Annotated in this window: 18 protein-coding genes and 1 tRNA gene; 10 read left to right on the top strand and 9 right to left on the bottom strand. The window is 66.2% G+C overall.

Annotation, left to right across the window (positions count from 1 at the left end):
• Nucleotides 1-13: 13 nt before the first annotated feature.
• Complete coding sequence (locus tag GU927_RS02310) at nt 14-805, bottom strand: helix-turn-helix transcriptional regulator (protein ID WP_161760707.1); 792 nt, start codon at nt 803-805, stop codon at nt 14-16.
• A gap of 76 nt (nt 806-881) precedes the next feature.
• On the opposite strand from GU927_RS02310, the gene GU927_RS02315 reads away from it, so the two are divergent.
• The 6 genes from GU927_RS02315 to GU927_RS02340 all read left to right on the top strand — a co-directional run bounded on the left by GU927_RS02315 (nt 882) and on the right by GU927_RS02340 (nt 7,647).
• Complete coding sequence (locus GU927_RS02315; protein WP_161760708.1) at nt 882-1,937, top strand: ABC transporter ATP-binding protein; 1,056 nt, start codon at nt 882-884, stop codon at nt 1,935-1,937.
• A gap of 11 nt (nt 1,938-1,948) precedes the next feature.
• Entirely contained in the window at nt 1,949-2,860 is a 912-nt protein-coding gene (locus GU927_RS02320; protein WP_217765503.1) for an ABC transporter permease, read from the top strand.
• Nucleotides 2,857-3,660, top strand: coding sequence for an ABC transporter permease (locus GU927_RS02325; RefSeq protein ID WP_161760710.1), 804 nt, complete (start codon nt 2,857-2,859; stop codon nt 3,658-3,660). The genes GU927_RS02320 and GU927_RS02325 overlap by 4 nt, the downstream gene beginning before the upstream one ends.
• A gap of 20 nt (nt 3,661-3,680) precedes the next feature.
• A complete protein-coding gene (locus GU927_RS02330) occupies nt 3,681-4,709 on the top strand; it encodes an extracellular solute-binding protein (protein WP_161760711.1) in 1,029 nt (342 codons plus the stop codon).
• Between the two features lie 75 nt (nt 4,710-4,784).
• Nucleotides 4,785-5,549: a carbon-nitrogen hydrolase family protein gene (locus GU927_RS02335; protein ID WP_161760712.1), complete on the top strand. Its 765-nt coding sequence runs from the start codon at nt 4,785-4,787 to the stop codon at nt 5,547-5,549.
• 7 nt (nt 5,550-5,556) lie between these two features.
• Nucleotides 5,557-7,647: an oxidoreductase gene (locus GU927_RS02340; protein WP_161760713.1), complete on the top strand. Its 2,091-nt coding sequence runs from the start codon at nt 5,557-5,559 to the stop codon at nt 7,645-7,647.
• Nucleotides 7,648-7,732: 85 nt separating this feature from the next.
• Here the strand turns inward: GU927_RS02340 and GU927_RS02345 are convergent, their stop codons facing one another.
• The 8 genes from GU927_RS02345 to pdxH all read right to left on the bottom strand — a co-directional run bounded on the left by GU927_RS02345 (nt 7,733) and on the right by pdxH (nt 12,930).
• A complete protein-coding gene (locus GU927_RS02345; RefSeq protein ID WP_161760714.1) occupies nt 7,733-8,290 on the bottom strand; it encodes a helix-turn-helix domain-containing protein in 558 nt (185 codons plus the stop codon).
• A 37-nt stretch (nt 8,291-8,327) separates the two neighbouring features.
• The gene (locus GU927_RS02350; protein WP_161760715.1) at nt 8,328-9,761 is read right to left on the bottom strand and encodes a protein adenylyltransferase SelO; all 1,434 of its coding nucleotides are present in this window, start codon (nt 9,759-9,761) and stop codon (nt 8,328-8,330) included.
• 104 nt (nt 9,762-9,865) lie between these two features.
• Entirely contained in the window at nt 9,866-10,405 is a 540-nt protein-coding gene (locus GU927_RS02355; RefSeq protein ID WP_161760716.1) for a molybdopterin-dependent oxidoreductase, read from the bottom strand.
• A gap of 115 nt (nt 10,406-10,520) precedes the next feature.
• Nucleotides 10,521-10,976 carry an Rrf2 family transcriptional regulator gene (locus GU927_RS02360; RefSeq protein ID WP_161760717.1) on the bottom strand — a complete coding sequence of 152 codons (456 nt, stop codon included), beginning with the start codon at nt 10,974-10,976 and terminating at the stop codon, nt 10,521-10,523.
• Between the two features lie 112 nt (nt 10,977-11,088).
• Nucleotides 11,089-11,165: transfer RNA gene (locus GU927_RS02365), tRNA-Pro, on the bottom strand.
• Between the two features lie 56 nt (nt 11,166-11,221).
• Entirely contained in the window at nt 11,222-11,701 is a 480-nt protein-coding gene (locus GU927_RS02370) for a DUF192 domain-containing protein (RefSeq protein ID WP_161760718.1), read from the bottom strand.
• Nucleotides 11,671-12,204, bottom strand: a complete 534-nt coding sequence (locus tag GU927_RS02375) for a cold-shock protein (RefSeq protein ID WP_161760719.1) — start codon at nt 12,202-12,204, stop codon at nt 11,671-11,673. Before GU927_RS02375 ends, GU927_RS02370 begins: the two co-directional genes overlap by 31 nt.
• A 123-nt stretch (nt 12,205-12,327) precedes the next feature.
• Nucleotides 12,328-12,930, bottom strand: coding sequence for a pyridoxamine 5'-phosphate oxidase (gene pdxH / locus GU927_RS02380; protein ID WP_161760720.1), 603 nt, complete (start codon nt 12,928-12,930; stop codon nt 12,328-12,330).
• Nucleotides 12,931-13,042: 112 nt separating this feature from the next.
• On the opposite strand from pdxH, the gene fabI reads away from it, so the two are divergent.
• From fabI to GU927_RS02400, 4 genes are all read left to right on the top strand, one after another.
• Nucleotides 13,043-13,870, top strand: coding sequence for an enoyl-ACP reductase FabI (gene fabI / locus GU927_RS02385; protein WP_161760721.1), 828 nt, complete (start codon nt 13,043-13,045; stop codon nt 13,868-13,870).
• Nucleotides 13,867-14,484 carry a LysE family translocator gene (locus tag GU927_RS02390; RefSeq protein WP_161760722.1) on the top strand — a complete coding sequence of 206 codons (618 nt, stop codon included), beginning with the start codon at nt 13,867-13,869 and terminating at the stop codon, nt 14,482-14,484. Before fabI ends, GU927_RS02390 begins: the two co-directional genes overlap by 4 nt.
• A 16-nt stretch (nt 14,485-14,500) precedes the next feature.
• The gene (gene gpt, locus GU927_RS02395; RefSeq protein WP_161760723.1) at nt 14,501-15,025 is read left to right on the top strand and encodes a xanthine phosphoribosyltransferase; all 525 of its coding nucleotides are present in this window, start codon (nt 14,501-14,503) and stop codon (nt 15,023-15,025) included.
• Between the two features lie 284 nt (nt 15,026-15,309).
• Nucleotides 15,310-16,503, top strand: a complete 1,194-nt coding sequence (locus GU927_RS02400; RefSeq protein ID WP_161760724.1) for an aminotransferase — start codon at nt 15,310-15,312, stop codon at nt 16,501-16,503.
• Nucleotides 16,504-16,631 lie beyond the last annotated feature (128 nt).

A 16,631-nucleotide genomic window follows, 5' to 3' on the forward strand; every position in this document is an offset into this window, starting at 1 on the left:
CGGAAAAACCTAATCAGGCCGACAGCAGCGGCAGCATCATCGCGAAAAGTTCCGCCTGCGATGAAATCCCGCAGCGCGCATAAAGCTGCTTGCGAAACACCTTCACCGTCTGCCCGCTGACCCCCAGCCGCAACCCGATGGACACCGTCGAATGCCCCCGCAGGATCAACAGCGCCACCTCGGCCTGCCGGGGCGACAGCCGGATGCCATGCGCCGCTTCCACCGCCCGTACCAGTTGCGCCGCGACATCCTCTGCCGCGCCACGTTCCGCGCGCAGGCCCTGCCAATGCGCCTCGGCCAATGCGGTGACGATCGGCGCCACACGCTGGCACAGCTCCACCTCGCGCGCAGAAAAGGCCATGCCCGACGCCGCATCCCGCCCCAGACAGATGTTCAGCGACACATCCGCGACCGGATAGGCGACAAAGGTGATCTCGTCCAGCAGCGTGGTCTGCTGGTAGTACTCGATGAAATACCGGCTGCGGTGGAACGCGTCCGGCGCCACATCGCGCAGGCGATACGCCCCGCACGGCACGCGCGAGACATGCAGGTCGTGGAACGGGTCCAGCAGATAGGCCCCCGCCAGATAGGTCGCGTCCAGTTGCGAAAACACCTGCGGCAGGTCGCTGTGACGGAACAGCACCTGCGGCGGCCCGCCGTCGCGATAGGCAAGGATGATCAGGTTGTCCTGCGCCACCAACCGGCGGAACCAGTCCTGCAAGGCGCTTTCGAACCCCGCCGCCCCCATGCGCCGGATTACCTGTGCCAACTGCCCCTCGGCGCTATTCGGCAGCGGCTGCATCATACCTCTCTGGGGGTATATACCCCCCGGCTCTGGGAAACTTAACCTTTTCCCCGTATACCAAGGGGTATGGTGCCGCATGTCAACCGCCATCGACATCCGATCCGTCGTCAAACGCTACGGCACGGCAACCGCGCTGCATGGCGTGTCGCTGTCGATTGCCGACAACGAATTCTTCACCCTGCTCGGCCCGTCAGGCTGCGGCAAGACCACGCTCCTGCGCTGCATCGCAGGGTTCGAGGATGTGACCGAAGGCGAGATCCGCCTGTTCGGCCAGAACATCGCGGGTCTCGACCCCAACCACCGCCCCGTCAACACGGTGTTCCAGCAATACGCCCTCTTCCCGCATATGAGCGTGCTGGAAAACGTGGCCTTCGGGTTGAAGATGAAGGGCGTTTCGCTGTCGGACCGCACCGCTCGGGCGGGGCGGATGCTGGAAATGGTCCACCTCTCGGCCTTTGCCGACCGACTGCCCGCGCAACTCTCGGGCGGCCAGCAGCAGCGCGTGGCGCTGGCCCGCGCCCTTGCGCCGGAACCCAAGGTGCTGCTTCTCGACGAACCGCTCTCCGCGCTCGACCTCAAACTGCGGCAGGCCATGAGGGTGGAACTGAAAACCCTGCAGGAACAGACCGGCATCACCTTCATCTTCGTGACACATGACCAGGAAGAGGCGCTGACCATGTCAGACCGCATCGCCGTCATGTCGCAGGGTCGCGTGCAGCAGATCGGCACGGCGCGCGACATCTACGAGGCCCCCGTCAACCGTTTCGTGGCAGATTTCATCGGCGAGACGAACCTTCTCGAAGTCACCGTCGACCGCATCGAGGGCGGCATCGCCCGCGTCACCCTTCCGGGCGGCCACACGATCACCTGCCCCACCGCCGCAACCACCCCCGGCAAGCACCACATCTCCATCCGCCCCGAACGGCTCTCGATCAGTGCCGCAGGTGATCTGACCGCCACGGTGGAACGCGTGGTCTATCTCGGCACCGACCTGCAACTGCTGGCCCGCCTGACCACGGGCGAGGAATTCCACATCCGCCTGCAAAACTCGGCCCGCGCGCAGGTGCCCGCCCCGGGCAGCACCGTCGCCCTGCATCTGGAGGAAGGCGCGGCCCGCCTTCTGGCCGACTGATGGCGGGGGGGATGACGCCCGCACCGCAGGGCAACGGCACGGGCTACCGCGCCATCGTGGGCCCGCTCTTGATCCCCACATGGGTGATGATCGGCATCTTCCTCGTGCTGCCGGTTCTCCTCATGGCGGTCTACAGCTTCCTGACCAAGGAATTCCGCGGCGGTGTGGTCTGGGACTTCACCCTTGCGGCCTATGACCAGTTCTTCCTGAACCGCGGCCTTTTCGGGGACGAACCGCCCGTCATCGAATGGACCTACATCACGATCTTCTGGCGCTCCATCTGGCAGGCGGCACTGGCCACGCTGATCTGCCTGATCGTGGGCTTCCCCACCGCATGGTTCATCGCCACAAGGCCCGCCCGCACCCGCGCGGTCTGGCTTTTTCTGGTCACCGTGCCCTATTGGGTCAACCTTCTGATCCGCACGGTCAGCCTGAAATTCCTGATCCGCGAGAACGGCCCCCTGAACGAAAGCCTGATGGCGCTGGGCCTCATCACCGACCCGCTGCCACTGGTGAACACCAACCTCGCCGTGCAGCTGGGCCTGTTCTACAGCTACCTGCCCTTCATGGTGCTGCCCGTCTACGCCGCCGTCGAACGCTACAACTTCGCCCTGTCCGAGGCGGCTGCCGACCTCTACGCCAGCCGCTGGGTGACCTTGCGGGAAATCGTCCTGCCCGTCGTCAAACCCGGCATCATTGCGGGCTGCATCCTTGTCTTCGTGCCCTCGCTGGGTGCCTTCCTCGCGCCCGACCTCCTGGGCGGCGCCAAGACCTTCATGATCGGCTCGCTCATCGACGAACAGTTCCGCGGCTCGCAGGGGAACTGGCCCTTCGGTGCGGCTGCGGCGATGATCCTGATGACGCTCGTCCTGATCGTGCTGACGGTCTATGCCCGCGCGCAGACCAAGGGGGATGCGCGATGAAGGGTGTGCGCCATTACCCCGGCTTTCTGGCCATGGCGGTGGCCTGCCTTGTCATCCTCTACGCCCCCCTCATCGTCGTGACGGGCTACAGCTTCAACGGCTCCACCTCGATCACCACATGGGGCGGCTTCTCGTGGCGCTGGTATGCCGATGTCTTCACCGGCCCCGACGCGCCCCGCTTCAAGGCGGCGGCGTGGAATTCCATCACCATCGCCATCCTCGCCGCCACCACCGCCACCGCCATCGCGGTCGCGGCCAGTGTCGCCATGATCCGCGGCGGCCGCTTCAAGGGCAAATCCGCCACCTTCGCGCTGATCAACCTGCCCCTCATGGTGCCCGAGATCGTCACCGCAGTCGCCACGCTCATCTTCTTTTCCGCCATTGGCCTGACCACGGGCTACATGACCATCCTCATCGCCCATATCACCTTCTGCATCCCCTTCGCCTACCTGCCCATCGCAGCCCGCCTGCAAGGGATCGAAGAGACCTATGAACAGGCCGCCCGCGACCTCTATGCCACCCGCGCGCAGGCGTTCCGGCTGATCCTGCTGCCGCTGATGATGCCGGGCATCCTGTCGGGTTTCCTGCTCGCCTTCATCATCTCGCTGGACGATTTCATCATCACGAACTTCGTCAAGGGCGCGGGCATGGAAACCCTGCCCACCGCCATCTTCGGATCGGTCAAGCAGGGGATCAAACCCAACATCATGGCCATCTCCACCATGATGCTGGCCGTGTCGGTCCTGTTCGTCACCCTTTCCTACCTCGTCAACCGCATCGGGCAAAGAACCCGGTCCTGAACCCAAACAGGGAGTCCCAAATGAAGAAACTGCTGACCACCGCCACCGCCTTTGCCCTGCTCGCAGGCGCGGCCCATGCCGAAGGCAAGCTCTCGGTCTATCACTGGTTCGAATACATCCCGCAGGAACTGGTGGACAAATTCACCGCCGAGACGGGGATCGAAGTCACCATCGACACCTATGACAGCAACGAATCCATGCTCGCCGCGCTCAAGGCCGGCAAGCTGGGCCAGTATGACGTCGCCGTCCCCGCCGATTTCATGGTCAAGATCATGGCCGACGAAGGGATGCTCGACACCTTCACGCCCGAGGAAATGCCCAACCACGGCAACATCGCGCCCCAGTGGATGGATGTCTATTTCGACACCGGCCGCAAGTCGTCGATCCCCTACCAGTGGGGCGGCACCTCCTTCTCGGTGAACCGCGACGTCTATCAGGGCGACATCTCCTCGCTGGGCATCATCTTCGACCCGCCGCCGGAACTGCAGGGCAAGATCAACGTGCTCGACAGCCAGAACGAGGTGCTGATCCTCGGCTCGCTCTACCTCGGCATCCCGCAATGCACGACCGACCGCGACCAGCTCAAGGCGCTCAACGACATGCTGCTGAACGCCAAGCAGCACTGGGCCTCCTTCGGCTCGGACACGTCAAAGGACGTGCTGGTGTCGGGCGACGCGGCGGCGGGGATGATCTACAACGGCTTTTCCGCCAAGGCCCGCGCCGAAGGGGCGAATGTCGAATATTCCTACCCCAAGGAAGGCCACGTCCTGTGGATGGACAACATGGTCCTGCTGAAGGACGCGCCCAACCGCGACAATGCGATCAAGTTCATGAACTTCCTGCTTGAACCCGAAAACGCCGCCGCCGTGACGAATTACGCGGCCTATACCTCGGGCGTGACGGGGGTCGAACCCTTCCTCGACGACGCGATCAAGAACAGCCCCGAAAACAACCCGCCCGCCGACGCGACGCCGGGCGTCTTCGCGCAGGCCTGCGATGCGGAAACGCAAAAGCTCTATGACGCGATCTGGACCAACCTGAAGAAGTAACACCCGCAGGGGGGCCATTCCGGCCCCCCTCACCCCCCAAGGAACAAGACCCCCTCCGGGGGGAACGGAGCCGCCATGCCCTTCGCCATCGCCCTCTGGCAGACCACCTCTCCCGAAGGATCGGACGACACGGCCTTCGCCGCGATCGACGCCGCCCTGCGCGCCGCCGCCGTACAGGGCGCCGTCACCCTTGTGGCGCCCGAAATCTACCTGCCCGGCTACAACCAGCCCGACATCCCCGCCCGCGCCCAACCCCGCGGCGGCCCGTGGCACCAACGCCTTGCCGCCCTGACGCGCCAGCACGGCTGCGGCATCGTCATCGGCTATGCCGAACGCGACGGCGACCACGTCTACAATTCCGCCGTGGCCATCGACGCGACGGGCCGCGAGATCAGCCATTACCGCAAGATCCAACTTTTCGGCCCGCGCGAGAAATCCATCTACGCCCCCGGCAACGCCGTCTCCACCTTCGACCTGAACGGCATCCGCACCGCAATGCTCATCTGCTACGACGTGGAATTCGCCCACCTCAACCGCACCTTGGCGGCGCAGGGCACCCGGCTCCTCCTCGTGCCCACCGCGAACCCCGAACCCAACACCCATGTGTCCCGCCTCGTGGTCCCCGCCCATGCCATCAACCACGGCCTGACCATCGCCTATGCCAATTACTGCGGGACGGAAGGCGACATCACCTATTGCGGCACCTCCATCATCGCCGCCCCCGACGCGGCGATCCTCGGCATGGCGGGAACCACGGAAACGCTGATCGTCACCGACATCGCCCGCCAGCCCGACCCCGCCCTTTTGCAAACCCAACTCACAGATTTCCGCCCAGTTTGAGGCCATCATGCCCAAAGACACAAGCGACAGCCGCTATGACATCCTGTTTCAGCCCCTCCGCATCGGGCCGAAACTCGCCAAGAACCGCTTTTATCAGGTCCCCCATTGTAACGGCGGCGGCTACCGCGACCCTTCCGCCGTCGTCGAAATGCGCCGCACCAAGGCCGAAGGCGGCTGGGGCGTCATCTTCACCGAACAGACCGAGATTCACCCCACATCCGAAATCACCCCCTTCATCGAACAGCACCTCTGGGACGACCGCGACATCCCCGCCCTCGCCCGCATGGCGGACGCGATGAAATCCCACGGCGCGCTGGCGGGCATCCAGCTTGCCTATTCCGGCATCAACGGCCCCAACCTCTATTCCCGCGAAGTGCCCCTTGCCGTCACGGGCGGCCCCATCCTGACCTTCACCTCCGACCCCGTGCAGGCCCGCACCATGGACCGCGAAGATATCCGCGACCTGCGCCGCTGGTTCCGCAACGCCTTCCGCCGGTCACAGACCGCAGGCTTCGACCTGATCTGCCTTTACGGCGCCCACGGCTTCGGCATCCTGCAACATTTCCTGTCGCGCAACACCAACCACCGCACCGACGAATACGGCGGCAGCCTGGAAAACCGCGCCCGCTTCCTGCGCGAAATCGTGGACGAGGCGCGCGAGGAAACCAAAGGCGAGCTCGCCATCTCCCTCCGCCTGTCCCTGCACGAGGCAGGCGAAATGGGCTTCTCCAACGCCGAACTGCGCGACTTCATCGAAATGCACGGCGACCTGCCCGATATCTGGGATCTGGCGCAAGGCACGTGGGAGGCCTGCTCCGGCACCTCCCGCTTCAAACCCGAAGGCGCGCAAGAGGACCTCGTCAAGGGCATAAAACAACTCACCTCGAAGCCCGTCGTGGGCGTTGGCCGCTTCACCAGCGCGGATGCCATGGTCCGCCAGATCAAGGCGGGCATCCTCGACTTCATCGGCGCCGCCCGCCCCTCCATCGCCGATCCCTTCCTGCCCAAAAAGATCGAGGAAGGCCGCTTCGACGACATCCGCGAATGCATCGGCTGCAACATCTGTGTGTCCGGCGACATGACCCAAGGCATCAGCCGCTGCACCCAGAACACCGCCTTCATGGAGGAATGGCGCAAGGGATGGCACCCCGAACGGATGCACCCCAAGGGCAAATCCGAAAGCGTCCTGATCGTGGGCGCAGGCCCCGCAGGGCTGGAGGCCGCGCATATCCTCGGCAAACGCGGCTATCAGGTGACGCTGGCCGAAGCCACCACCCAACTCGGTGGCCGCGTCGCCCGTGAACGCACCCTTCCGGGCCTGTCCGCATGGGGCCGCGTGGCCGATTACCGCGCGGGCCAGATCGCCCCCATGCCCAATGTGCAAACCTATCTCGACAGCCGCCTGACGCCCGACGACATCCTGTCCTTCGGCATCGAACATGTCGCCATCGCCACCGGCTGCCACTGGCGCCGAGATGCGGTGGCCCGCCTGCACCTGCACCCGATCCCCACCGATCCCGCCATGCCGGTCTTCACCCCCGACGACCTGATGTCAGGCGGCGGTCCGACCGCAGGCACCGTCCTGCTCTACGACGACGACCATTTCTACATGGGGTCCGTCCTTGCCGAACTCCTCGTCCAACGCGGATGCACCGTCCATTTCGTCACCCCCGCCGTGAAGGTCGCCGAATGGACCGACAACACGCTGGAACAATCCACCATCCAGCGCCGCCTGTCAGACCTTGCCGTCCACATCCACCTCTCCCACGCCCCCGACACGATCCACGCCACTGCCGCCGACCTCACCTGCACATGGAGCGGTCGGACCACCACCATCCCCTGCGACGCCGTCCTGATGGTCACGTCCCGCATCCCCAACGACAGCCTCTTCCACGCCACCCGCGCTCAGGACTGGCAGGCCGCAGGCATCGCCTCGCTGAAACTCATCGGCGACGCCGCCGCACCCGGCCCCATCGCATGGGCCACCTATGCAGGCCGCCGCTATGCCGAGGAACTGGACAGCCCCGACCGTGGCGACGCCCTGTCCTTCCGGCGCGAGATCGCGGAACTCCTGCCCCCCGTCCGGCTGACACCCTGACGGGGGCGAATACGCGAAATATTCAAAGGAACTGCAGGAAACCGCGCAATATGCGGCAGAAAATGTTGCAAAAGGTAAAGCCGCCTCAGCTGCCCTGAACGATCAGGATCGCCCGTGCCGCCCCGCCCTCGGCGCGGATGGCATGGGCACGGTCGGCGGCATAGCGCGCCGTGTCCCCTGGACCCAGCCTCTCCTCCTCGTCGCCCGACTGCACGGCCAGATGCCCCTCGACCACCGTCAGATGCTCGCGGCAGCCCGCCGAATGCGGCTCGGACAGCAGGGCCGCGCCCGCCTCGAAGGTGATGTCATAAACCTCGTGCTCGCCCACCGCCTCGGCCGGTGACAGGATGCGGATACGCACCCCCGCCGACCGCGCGATCACCGGCGCGGCACCCGCCCGCGTCACCTCGATCCCCGCCGCGGGTTTTCCCTCCAGCAGCCCCGCGAAATCCACCTGCAACGCCTGCGTCAGGTTCCACAGCGTGGCAACCGTGGGCGAGCTTTCCCCCCGCTCGATCTGGCTGACCATGGACCGCGACACGCCCGACAGCTTCGCCACCGCATCCAGCGACAGCCCGCGCGCGCGCCGCGCCTCGCGCAGGGACGCGGCCAGCCTGTCATGGATATCGGAACGCGCTGCCATGGGCACGATGCTTACCCGCCCCGCGGCGAAGGTCAACTTACGTTCCGCAGAAGGTCACATAGCGGCCAAAGCCCTGCGGCGCGGGCAGCATATAGGCCTCGCGCTCCACGAACGGCTCCGACACGGCGGCGACCAGCGCGTCGAAAGGCGCCATGTCGCCGCCCGTCGCCGCCGCCAGCGCCTCTTCGACCTTGTGGTTGCGCGGGATCACCGCCGGATTGGCCGCACGGATGCGAGAGGCCGCATCGGGCGCCAGCCGCGCCTGCCAGCGTGGCAGCCAGTCGCGCAAGCCCGTCGGGTCATCGAAGAGCGGCGCGATCCCCGTCGCATCGCCCCCCACCGCCCCCGCCAGACGCCGGAAGACCAGCGTCCAGTCCGCCCCCTGCCCCTCCATCACGGCCAGCAGCCCGTCGGCCAGATCGCCATCCCCCTCCTCGGCCCCCGCCAGCCCCAGCTTGGCCCGCATCACCGCGACCCATTCCGCGCGATACCGCCCCGCGATCCCCTCCAGCAGACCGTTGGCCATATCCACCGCGCGGTCCTGATCGGCATCGAACAGCCCCAGCAGGCTTTCCGCCAGCCGCGCAAGGTTCCACCCCAAAATCAGCGGCTGGTTGGCATAGGCATAGCGACCGCCGTGGTCGATCGACGAAAACACCGTCCCCGCGGCATATCCTTCCATAAAGGCGCAAGGCCCATAGTCGATGGTTTCCCCCGACAGCGCCATATTGTCGGTATTCATCACCCCGTGGATGAACCCCACCCCCATCCATTGCGCGATCAGCCGCGCCTGCCGCGCGATCACCTGATCGAACAAGGCGACATAGGGGTTCTCCGCCCCCGCGCAGTCGGGGTAATGCCGCGCGATGGTGTAATCGGCGAGCTTGCGAACCTGCGCCTGATCCCCCCGCGCGGCAAAGAACTGGAACGTGCCCACGCGGATATGGCTTGCCGCCACCCGCGTCAGCACCGCGCCCGGCAATTCCACCTCGCGCAGCACGGGCGCCCCCGTCGCCACCACGGCCAGCGCCCGCGTCGTGGGGATGCCCAGCGCCGCCATCGCCTCGCCCATCACATATTCCCGCAGCATCGGCCCCACGGCGGCCTTGCCATCCCCGCCCCGCGAAAACGGCGTCCGCCCCGACCCCTTCAGCTGGATGTCCCAGCGCCGCCCCGTCCCGTCGACCACCTCGCCCAACAGATGCGCCCGCCCGTCGCCCAGTTGCGGCGAGAAGCCCCCGAACTGATGCCCCGCATAGGCCTGCGCGATGGGCTCGGCCCCCGCAGGCAGCCGCGCGCCCGACAGCAGCTCTGCCGCCTCGGTCTCCAGCGCCGCCGCATCCAGACCCAGCCCCTCGGCCAGCCTGCGGTTGAAGGCCAGCAGACGCGGCGCGGGCGCCGGGTCGGGCGCCGCCGCAAGATAGGTGCCCGGCAGCGCGGCGATCCACGAATTGTCGAAACGAAAGGTCATGCCAGCTCCGGCCTGCGGCACCCCCCGTTGCTGCGCCCGGTCACGGGGCGGGGGGCCAAAGCTCCGATATGGCGCGCAAACCGCCCGCGGGCAAGCGGACCGCCCTATTCCACATCCATCCGCGCGACCTGCCAGATCGACCGCGCATAGATCACCTCGGACTGGTAGTCCGTCACCGCATCATAGGGATAGACCACCCAGAGCGGCCCCTTGTCCCGCACCGACAGCGGCTTTCCGTTCTGTTCGAAGGCAAGGATCGGCCCGCCCTCTACCGCATCGGCCACCGGAATCTCGACCGTGTAGTCGTTCAGCGCCCTTGCGCGGATCACCTCGCCCTCGGCCTCCAGCCGTGCCAGCAGAACCGCCAGCGGCACACCGCGGAACACCTGCACCCCGTCGGTCCAGATCGTGCTGGTCTCGATCTCCACCGGCGCCAGCGACTCCAGCATGGCAAGGTCGAAGACCGCGCCCTCGGGGCTGTTGGTCTGGCCCAGCTTGCCGCCGACGGTCAGGATCACCTCGCCCGCCGGCGCGACCAGCGGCTCGGCCAGCGCGGCCCCGGAACCCGCCGCCGCCCCCGCAAGCAACAGCGCAAGCGCAAGCCCCCGCCCCGTTCCCGCCACGACTGACGCCGATCCAAACATGCCTGTCCTCCCCGGTTCGTCCAGATGTAGGACGGTTCCGGCACAGGTTCATCTATCCTTCCGAGGTATGCAACCGCAGCGTGTCGGTGGCCCTGCGGTTGAACCGCCCGCCGCCTTATCCCGCGCCGAGAACCTGCTCCGCCACTGCGCCGGACCGCAACATATCCTCCAGCGTCAGCGACTCGATGATCAGCAGATAGGACCAGAACACCTCGGCAAAGACCTTGCGGATGCGGCAGGTCGCCTCGTCCGTGCAATCCTCGCAGCGCTGATAGGCGCGGCGCGACAGGCAGGGCAAGGGCGCGATGGGCCCGTCGATCGTCCGCAAAAGCTCCGAGATCGACACTTCGCCGGGCTTCTTGATCAGGCTGTATCCGCCCGACCGGCCGCGGATCGACGCGATCACGCCCGCATTGCGGACTTCCAGCAGGATATGCTCCAGAAACCGCTTCGGCGTGCCCGACCGTTTGGCGATCACCTCGATGGTCAACGGTTCCGGATGCTCCTTTGCCGCCTCGTCGGCCAGCACCAGAAGCGCCTTCAGCGCGTATTTCATCTTCTGCGTGATCATGGGCCGAAGGTTATGCCGCAAGCCCGCGGTAATCAACGCAAGCTGTGCCGTTCTGGCGATATTTCCGGAAAGGACCGGCCCGAAGGCCGCAGCGATCACTGGCAGCGATCACTGGTCGGGGCGATAGGATTCGAACCTACGACCTACGGTACCCAAAACCGTCGCGCTACCAGACTGCGCCACGCCCCGAACGCTGCACCCTTATCCTGCCATCGCCGGATTGAAAAGCGCCCCGCGCGCCGAAATCACTCGCAGGGCCACGCCGCCGTGCGCTGCGGGATCGCCGGATGGCGCAATTCCGCCCCTTCGACGATCCCCATGCGTGCCGCCAGACCGCCATTGATCTCCAGCACAAAGCGGATGCCCTCTCCGCCCTCGATGGGTGTCGTGTCCCCCGGCACAGCCTGTGCATGGACGCGCCGGATCCGCCCCGTCTCGTCGGCAAAGATCATGTCCAGCGGGATCAGCGTGTTCTTCATCCAGAACGCCGCCCGTTGCGGTGCGTCATAGACGAACAGCATCCCTGCGGACATCGGCATGCTCTCGCGGAACATCAGACCCTGCGCCCGTTCGGCCCCGTCATCGGCCACCTCGACGGCAAAGCGCTGCTGACCCGACGGTCCGCGGATCTCGACGGCATCGGGCGCGCAGGCCGCAACGGCCGCGCCCGCCTGCAGACCGACCGCCGCCGCGATCAGCCAGACTGCCGCGTTGCCGCTTCCCAAGATACCACCTGCACCGCCATGCGCCCGCGCTTGCCCTCGACGATACGCAGGCAGATCGCCTCGCCCGCCTGAAGATCGGCAAAGCCCGACACGCGCAACACCTCGATATGGATGAACACATCCTCGGGACGCCCGAAGACATTGGCAAAGCCAAAGCCCTTGGCCTTGTCGAACCACTTCACCCGCGCGGGTTCCAGCGGCAGCCGTGCGATCTCTTCGGGATCGGCGGGCGCATTCTCGTCCCCCAACGGGAACGCCACCCCCTGCGGCGGTTCGATCGAAACGACCTCCACCGCCTGAACGCCACGCTGCGTCATCTGCACCTTCACCGTGATCACTGCGCCATCGGCCACGGAATTCTGGCCGTAATTGCGCAGCACATTCGCATGAAGGAGGATATCAGCACCACCCTCATCCGCAACGATGAACCCAAATCCCTTGCCGGGATCGAACCATTTCACTCGGCCATGCACAGTTTGCACGGCTCTATCATCTTCAATCATGGAAGAGCCATTCCCCAGAGTAAGCCCCAGCCCAAGACATGCCGCGAATTGAAGCCGAGATTCAAGGCCCAATTCTTAACCAGTTTTAAACAGAACTCCCAAACAGCGAATTTTTTCCGCTGCTTAGGGATTGAGCCGCTCCACCGTCCAAGGTTTATCGTTACCCCCGCGCGTCCAGCGGAAACGGTCATGCAGGCGGAACTGGCCGTCGGCCCAGAATTCGATCTCCACCGGACGGATGCGGATGCCCCCCCAGAACGGCGGACGGCGGGGAATCGGTCCCTGCTGCGCAGTCACCTTCGCCACCTCGGCCAACAGCGCCGCGCGCGACGACAGCGGCTCCGACTGGCGCGAGGCCCATGCCCCCAGACGGCTCTTCAGGCTGCGACTGGCATAGTATTCGTCGGCCTGCGGCCCCTCTTCCCGCTCGGTCACCCCCCGCACGCGGATCTGGCGGCGCAGGCTCTTCCAGTGCAGCACGAAGGCGGCCTTGCCGCTCGCCGCGATCTCCTGCCCCTTCTTCGACCCGTAATTGGTGTAGAAGACAAAGGCATCCGCCTCGATCTCCTTCAACAGCACCATCCGCACATTGGGCATCCCCTCCGCATCCACGGTGGCCAGCGCGATGGCATTCGGATCGTTCGGCTCCACCGGCTCGGCCTCGGCCAGCCATGCCCGCGCGATGGCAAAGGGGTCGTCGCCCGCGAAAATACCGCTTCTGTCCATGATATTCCTGTCCAAACCTTCCCGCGACGCAAGGATCCGGGCCGCCCTTGATGCAGCCCTGCGGATCGCCTACACGTCAACCACAACACTTAGGGTGGGCGAGGGACAGGCAATGTCAACCGGACTTATGGCAGGAAAGCGCGGCCTCATCATGGGGCTGGCCAATGACAAATCCATCGCCTGGGGCATCGCCAAGGCGCTTGCCGACCACGGCGCCGAAATGGCCTTCTCCTATCAGGGCGAGGCGCTGAAGAAACGCGTCGAACCGCTCGCCGCCTCGATCGGCACGCCCAAGCTCTTCGAATGCGACGTCACGGACGAGGCGTCGATGGACGCGATGTTCGCCGCGCTCAAGGCCGACTGGGGCAAGATCGACTTCCTCGTCCACGCCATCGGCTTTTCGGACAAGGCCGAACTGCGCGGCCGCTATGTCGACACGACCCGCCAGAACTTCCTGATGACCATGGACATCTCGGTCTATTCCTTCACCGCCGTCTGCCAGCGCGCGGCGGCGATGATGCCCGATGGCGGCTCGCTCCTGACGCTGACCTATTACGGGGCGGAAAAGGTCATGCCGCATTACAACGTCATGGGCCTTGCCAAGGCCGCGCTGGAATCGTCGGTGAAATACATCGCCGAAGACCTCGGCAAGGACGGCATCCGCGTCAACGCGATCTCGGCCGGCCCCATCAAGACGCTCGCCGCCTCGGGCATCGGCGATTTCCGCTACATCATGAAGTGGAACGAACTGAACTCCCCCCTGCGCCGCAACGTCACGCAGGAAGAGGTGGGCAAGGCCGCGCTCTACCTGCTCTCAGATCTGGGCAGCGGCACCACGGGCGAGAACCTGCACGTGGATGCAGGCTACCACGTCGTCGGCATGAAGGCGGTGGACGCCCCCGACATCGACGCGGTCACGGGGCGGAACGGCAAGGAATGACGCTGGCCGCCTTCCTCGCGCTTGCGACCGTGCAGCTCATGGCCGCGATCAGCCCCGGCCCGGCCGTCCTGATGACCGCCCGCACGGGCGTGACGCAGGGGCTGCGGATGGGCATCTGGATGGCGGCGGGCATCGGCGCGGGCGCGGTGTTCTGGGCCGTGTGCGCGCTCTTCGGGCTGGCGGTGCTGTTCAAGGTCGCCCCCGCCCTGCTGACGGTGCTGAAGATCGCGGGGGGTGCCTACCTGGTCTGGATCGCCTACCAGATGTGGCGCCACGCGCCCGAACCGCTCTCCACCGGTGCGACTGACGCGCGGCTGCCGCAATCCGGCCCCGCCGCGCTGTGGAAGGGCATCACGACCCAGCTTGCCAACCCCAAACCCGTCGTCTTCTTCGGCGCGGTCTTTGCCGGCATGGTCCCGCCCGACACCGCGCTCTGGATCAAGGGCGCGCTCCTTGGCGTCGTCTTCTCGACCGATTTCCTGTGGAACGTCCTCGTCGCGCGTCTCTTCTCCTTCGACCGCAGCCGCGCCGCCTATCTCTCGCTCAAAACCCTGATCGACCGCAGCTTCGGCGGCATCCTCGCCGCGCTCGGGCTGAAGGTCGCGCTCACCTGAACCCTGGGGGGAAACCATGTCCGCCGATCGCCTGCCGCATGAAAAGGGCTTCCACGTCAGTTGGGACCAGATCCACCGCGATGCCCGCGCACTGGCATGGCGGCTGGACGGCAAGGGTCCGGGCGAAGGCGGCGCATGGAAGGCCGTGGTCGGCATCACGCGCGGCGGCCTCGTCCCCGCGATGATCGTCTCGCGCGAACTCGACATCCGCGTGGTCGACACGATCAGCGTGAAATCCTACCATTCCGGCGGCGGCGCGCAGGACCAGCGGCGCGAGGCGCAGGTGGTCAAGGCCCCGCAGCACGACCTGATGGGCGACGGGACGGGCATCCTGATCGTCGATGACCTCGTCGACAGCGGCAGGACGCTGGAACTGATCCGCAGCCTCTACCCCAAGGCGCACTGCGCCACCGTCTATGCCAAACCCCACGGCAAGCCGCAGGTCGACACCTATGTGACCGAGGTGTCGCAGGACACGTGGATCTTCTTCCCCTGGGACATGGCGCTGCAATACGTCCAGCCCTTCCGCGGGAGCGATTGATCGTCTCCCCATTCTCGAAAGAGCACCGCTAGGGTGGCGGCCGCACCGCGGGGTGGCTGCACGTATACGTGCGGCCGCCCCGTGGGGGCGGTGCGGCCGCCACCCGGGCCTTTGGGGCCCGGGTGGGACCCGACCGGTTCGCCCAAACCCCCCTCCCTCCCCTCCATTCCGCACACCCTCACCCGCCACCCTGTCGCAAACGATGCGCATCCCGCGCAAAATGGCGGTCGCACCCTGCCCGTTCCGGCCCTAGACTGCCCCCGAACCGCGAACCGGAGCCTTCCATGACCCTGCCCCTGAACCCCGCAATGGCCGCCACCGAACCCCCGCCGGTGATGGAGGCACGCCGCTGGCTTCAGGGTGCCACCTTCCCCGCTGACCGGCCCCTCATCAATGTCAGTCAGGCCGCGCCTGTCGACCCGCCGCCCATTGCCCTGCGTCAGGCCATCGCCGATGCGGCGCTGACCAATGACGCGGCCCATCTCTACGGCCCCGTCCTCGGCCTGCCCGAACTCCGCGCCGAAATCGCCGCGCAATGGTCCGCCGCCTATGACGGCACCATCACGCCCGACCAGACCGCCATCACGCAGGGCTGCAATCAGGCCTTCACCGCCGTCATGTCCACCCTCGCGGGCGCGGGGGACGAGGTGATCCTTCCCACCCCGTGGTATTTCAACCACAAGATGTGGCTCGACATGCAGGGCGTCAAAGCCGTCCCCCTGCCCGCCGGCGCGGGACTGATCCCCGAGGCCGAGGCGGCATCCCGCCTCATCACGCCGCGCACCCGCGCCATCGTGCTGGTCAGCCCCAACAACCCCGGCGGATCCGAATATCCCGCCGAAACGCTGGCCGCCTTCCGCGACCTCGCCCGCGCCAACAACCTCGCGCTCATCGTCGACGAAACCTACCGCGACTTCGACAGCCGCCATTCCTATGAAACGGGTGGCCGCCCCCACGACCTCTTCACCGATCCCGACTGGTCCGACACGCTCATCCAGCTCTACAGCTTCTCCAAGGCCTACCGCCTGACCGGCCACCGCGTGGGTGCCATCGTCGCCAACGCCGCCCGTCTTGCCGAGGTCGAGAAATTCCTCGACACCGTCGCCATCTGCCCGTCGCAACTGGGCCAGATCGGCGCGCTCTGGGGGATGCGGAACCTCGCGCAATGGGTCGCGGGCGAACGGGCCGAAATCCTCGCCCGCCGCGCCGCGATGACGGGGGGATTCGCCGCGCTGGAAGACTGGAAGCTCCTCGGCTGCGGCGCCTATTTCGCCTATGTCGAACACCCCTACCCGATGTCCTCGGTCGACCTCGCCCGCCGCCTCGTGCACGAAGCCTCGATCCTCATGCTGCCCGGCACCATGTTCCAGCCCGACGACAGCGCCGAAGGCCGCCGCCAGCTCCGCATCGCCTTCGCCAATATCGACGCCGCAGGCATCGCCGACCTCTTCCGCCGCCTCGCCACGCTGCGCCGCTAGGTGTGAATTCTCGGGAGGTTGTTCACCCGAAGCGGGGTTAGGCTGCAATCGCCAAACTCCAGCCGAGGATTCCGCAGGATGAACAACCCGCACCAAGGTGCCCGCCTTACCGTCTACAGTCGAGAGCA

Origin of the sequence: Paragemmobacter amnigenus (assembly GCF_009908265.2) — a bacterium.
GTDB classification, from domain to species: domain Bacteria; phylum Pseudomonadota; class Alphaproteobacteria; order Rhodobacterales; family Rhodobacteraceae; genus Paragemmobacter; species Paragemmobacter amnigenus.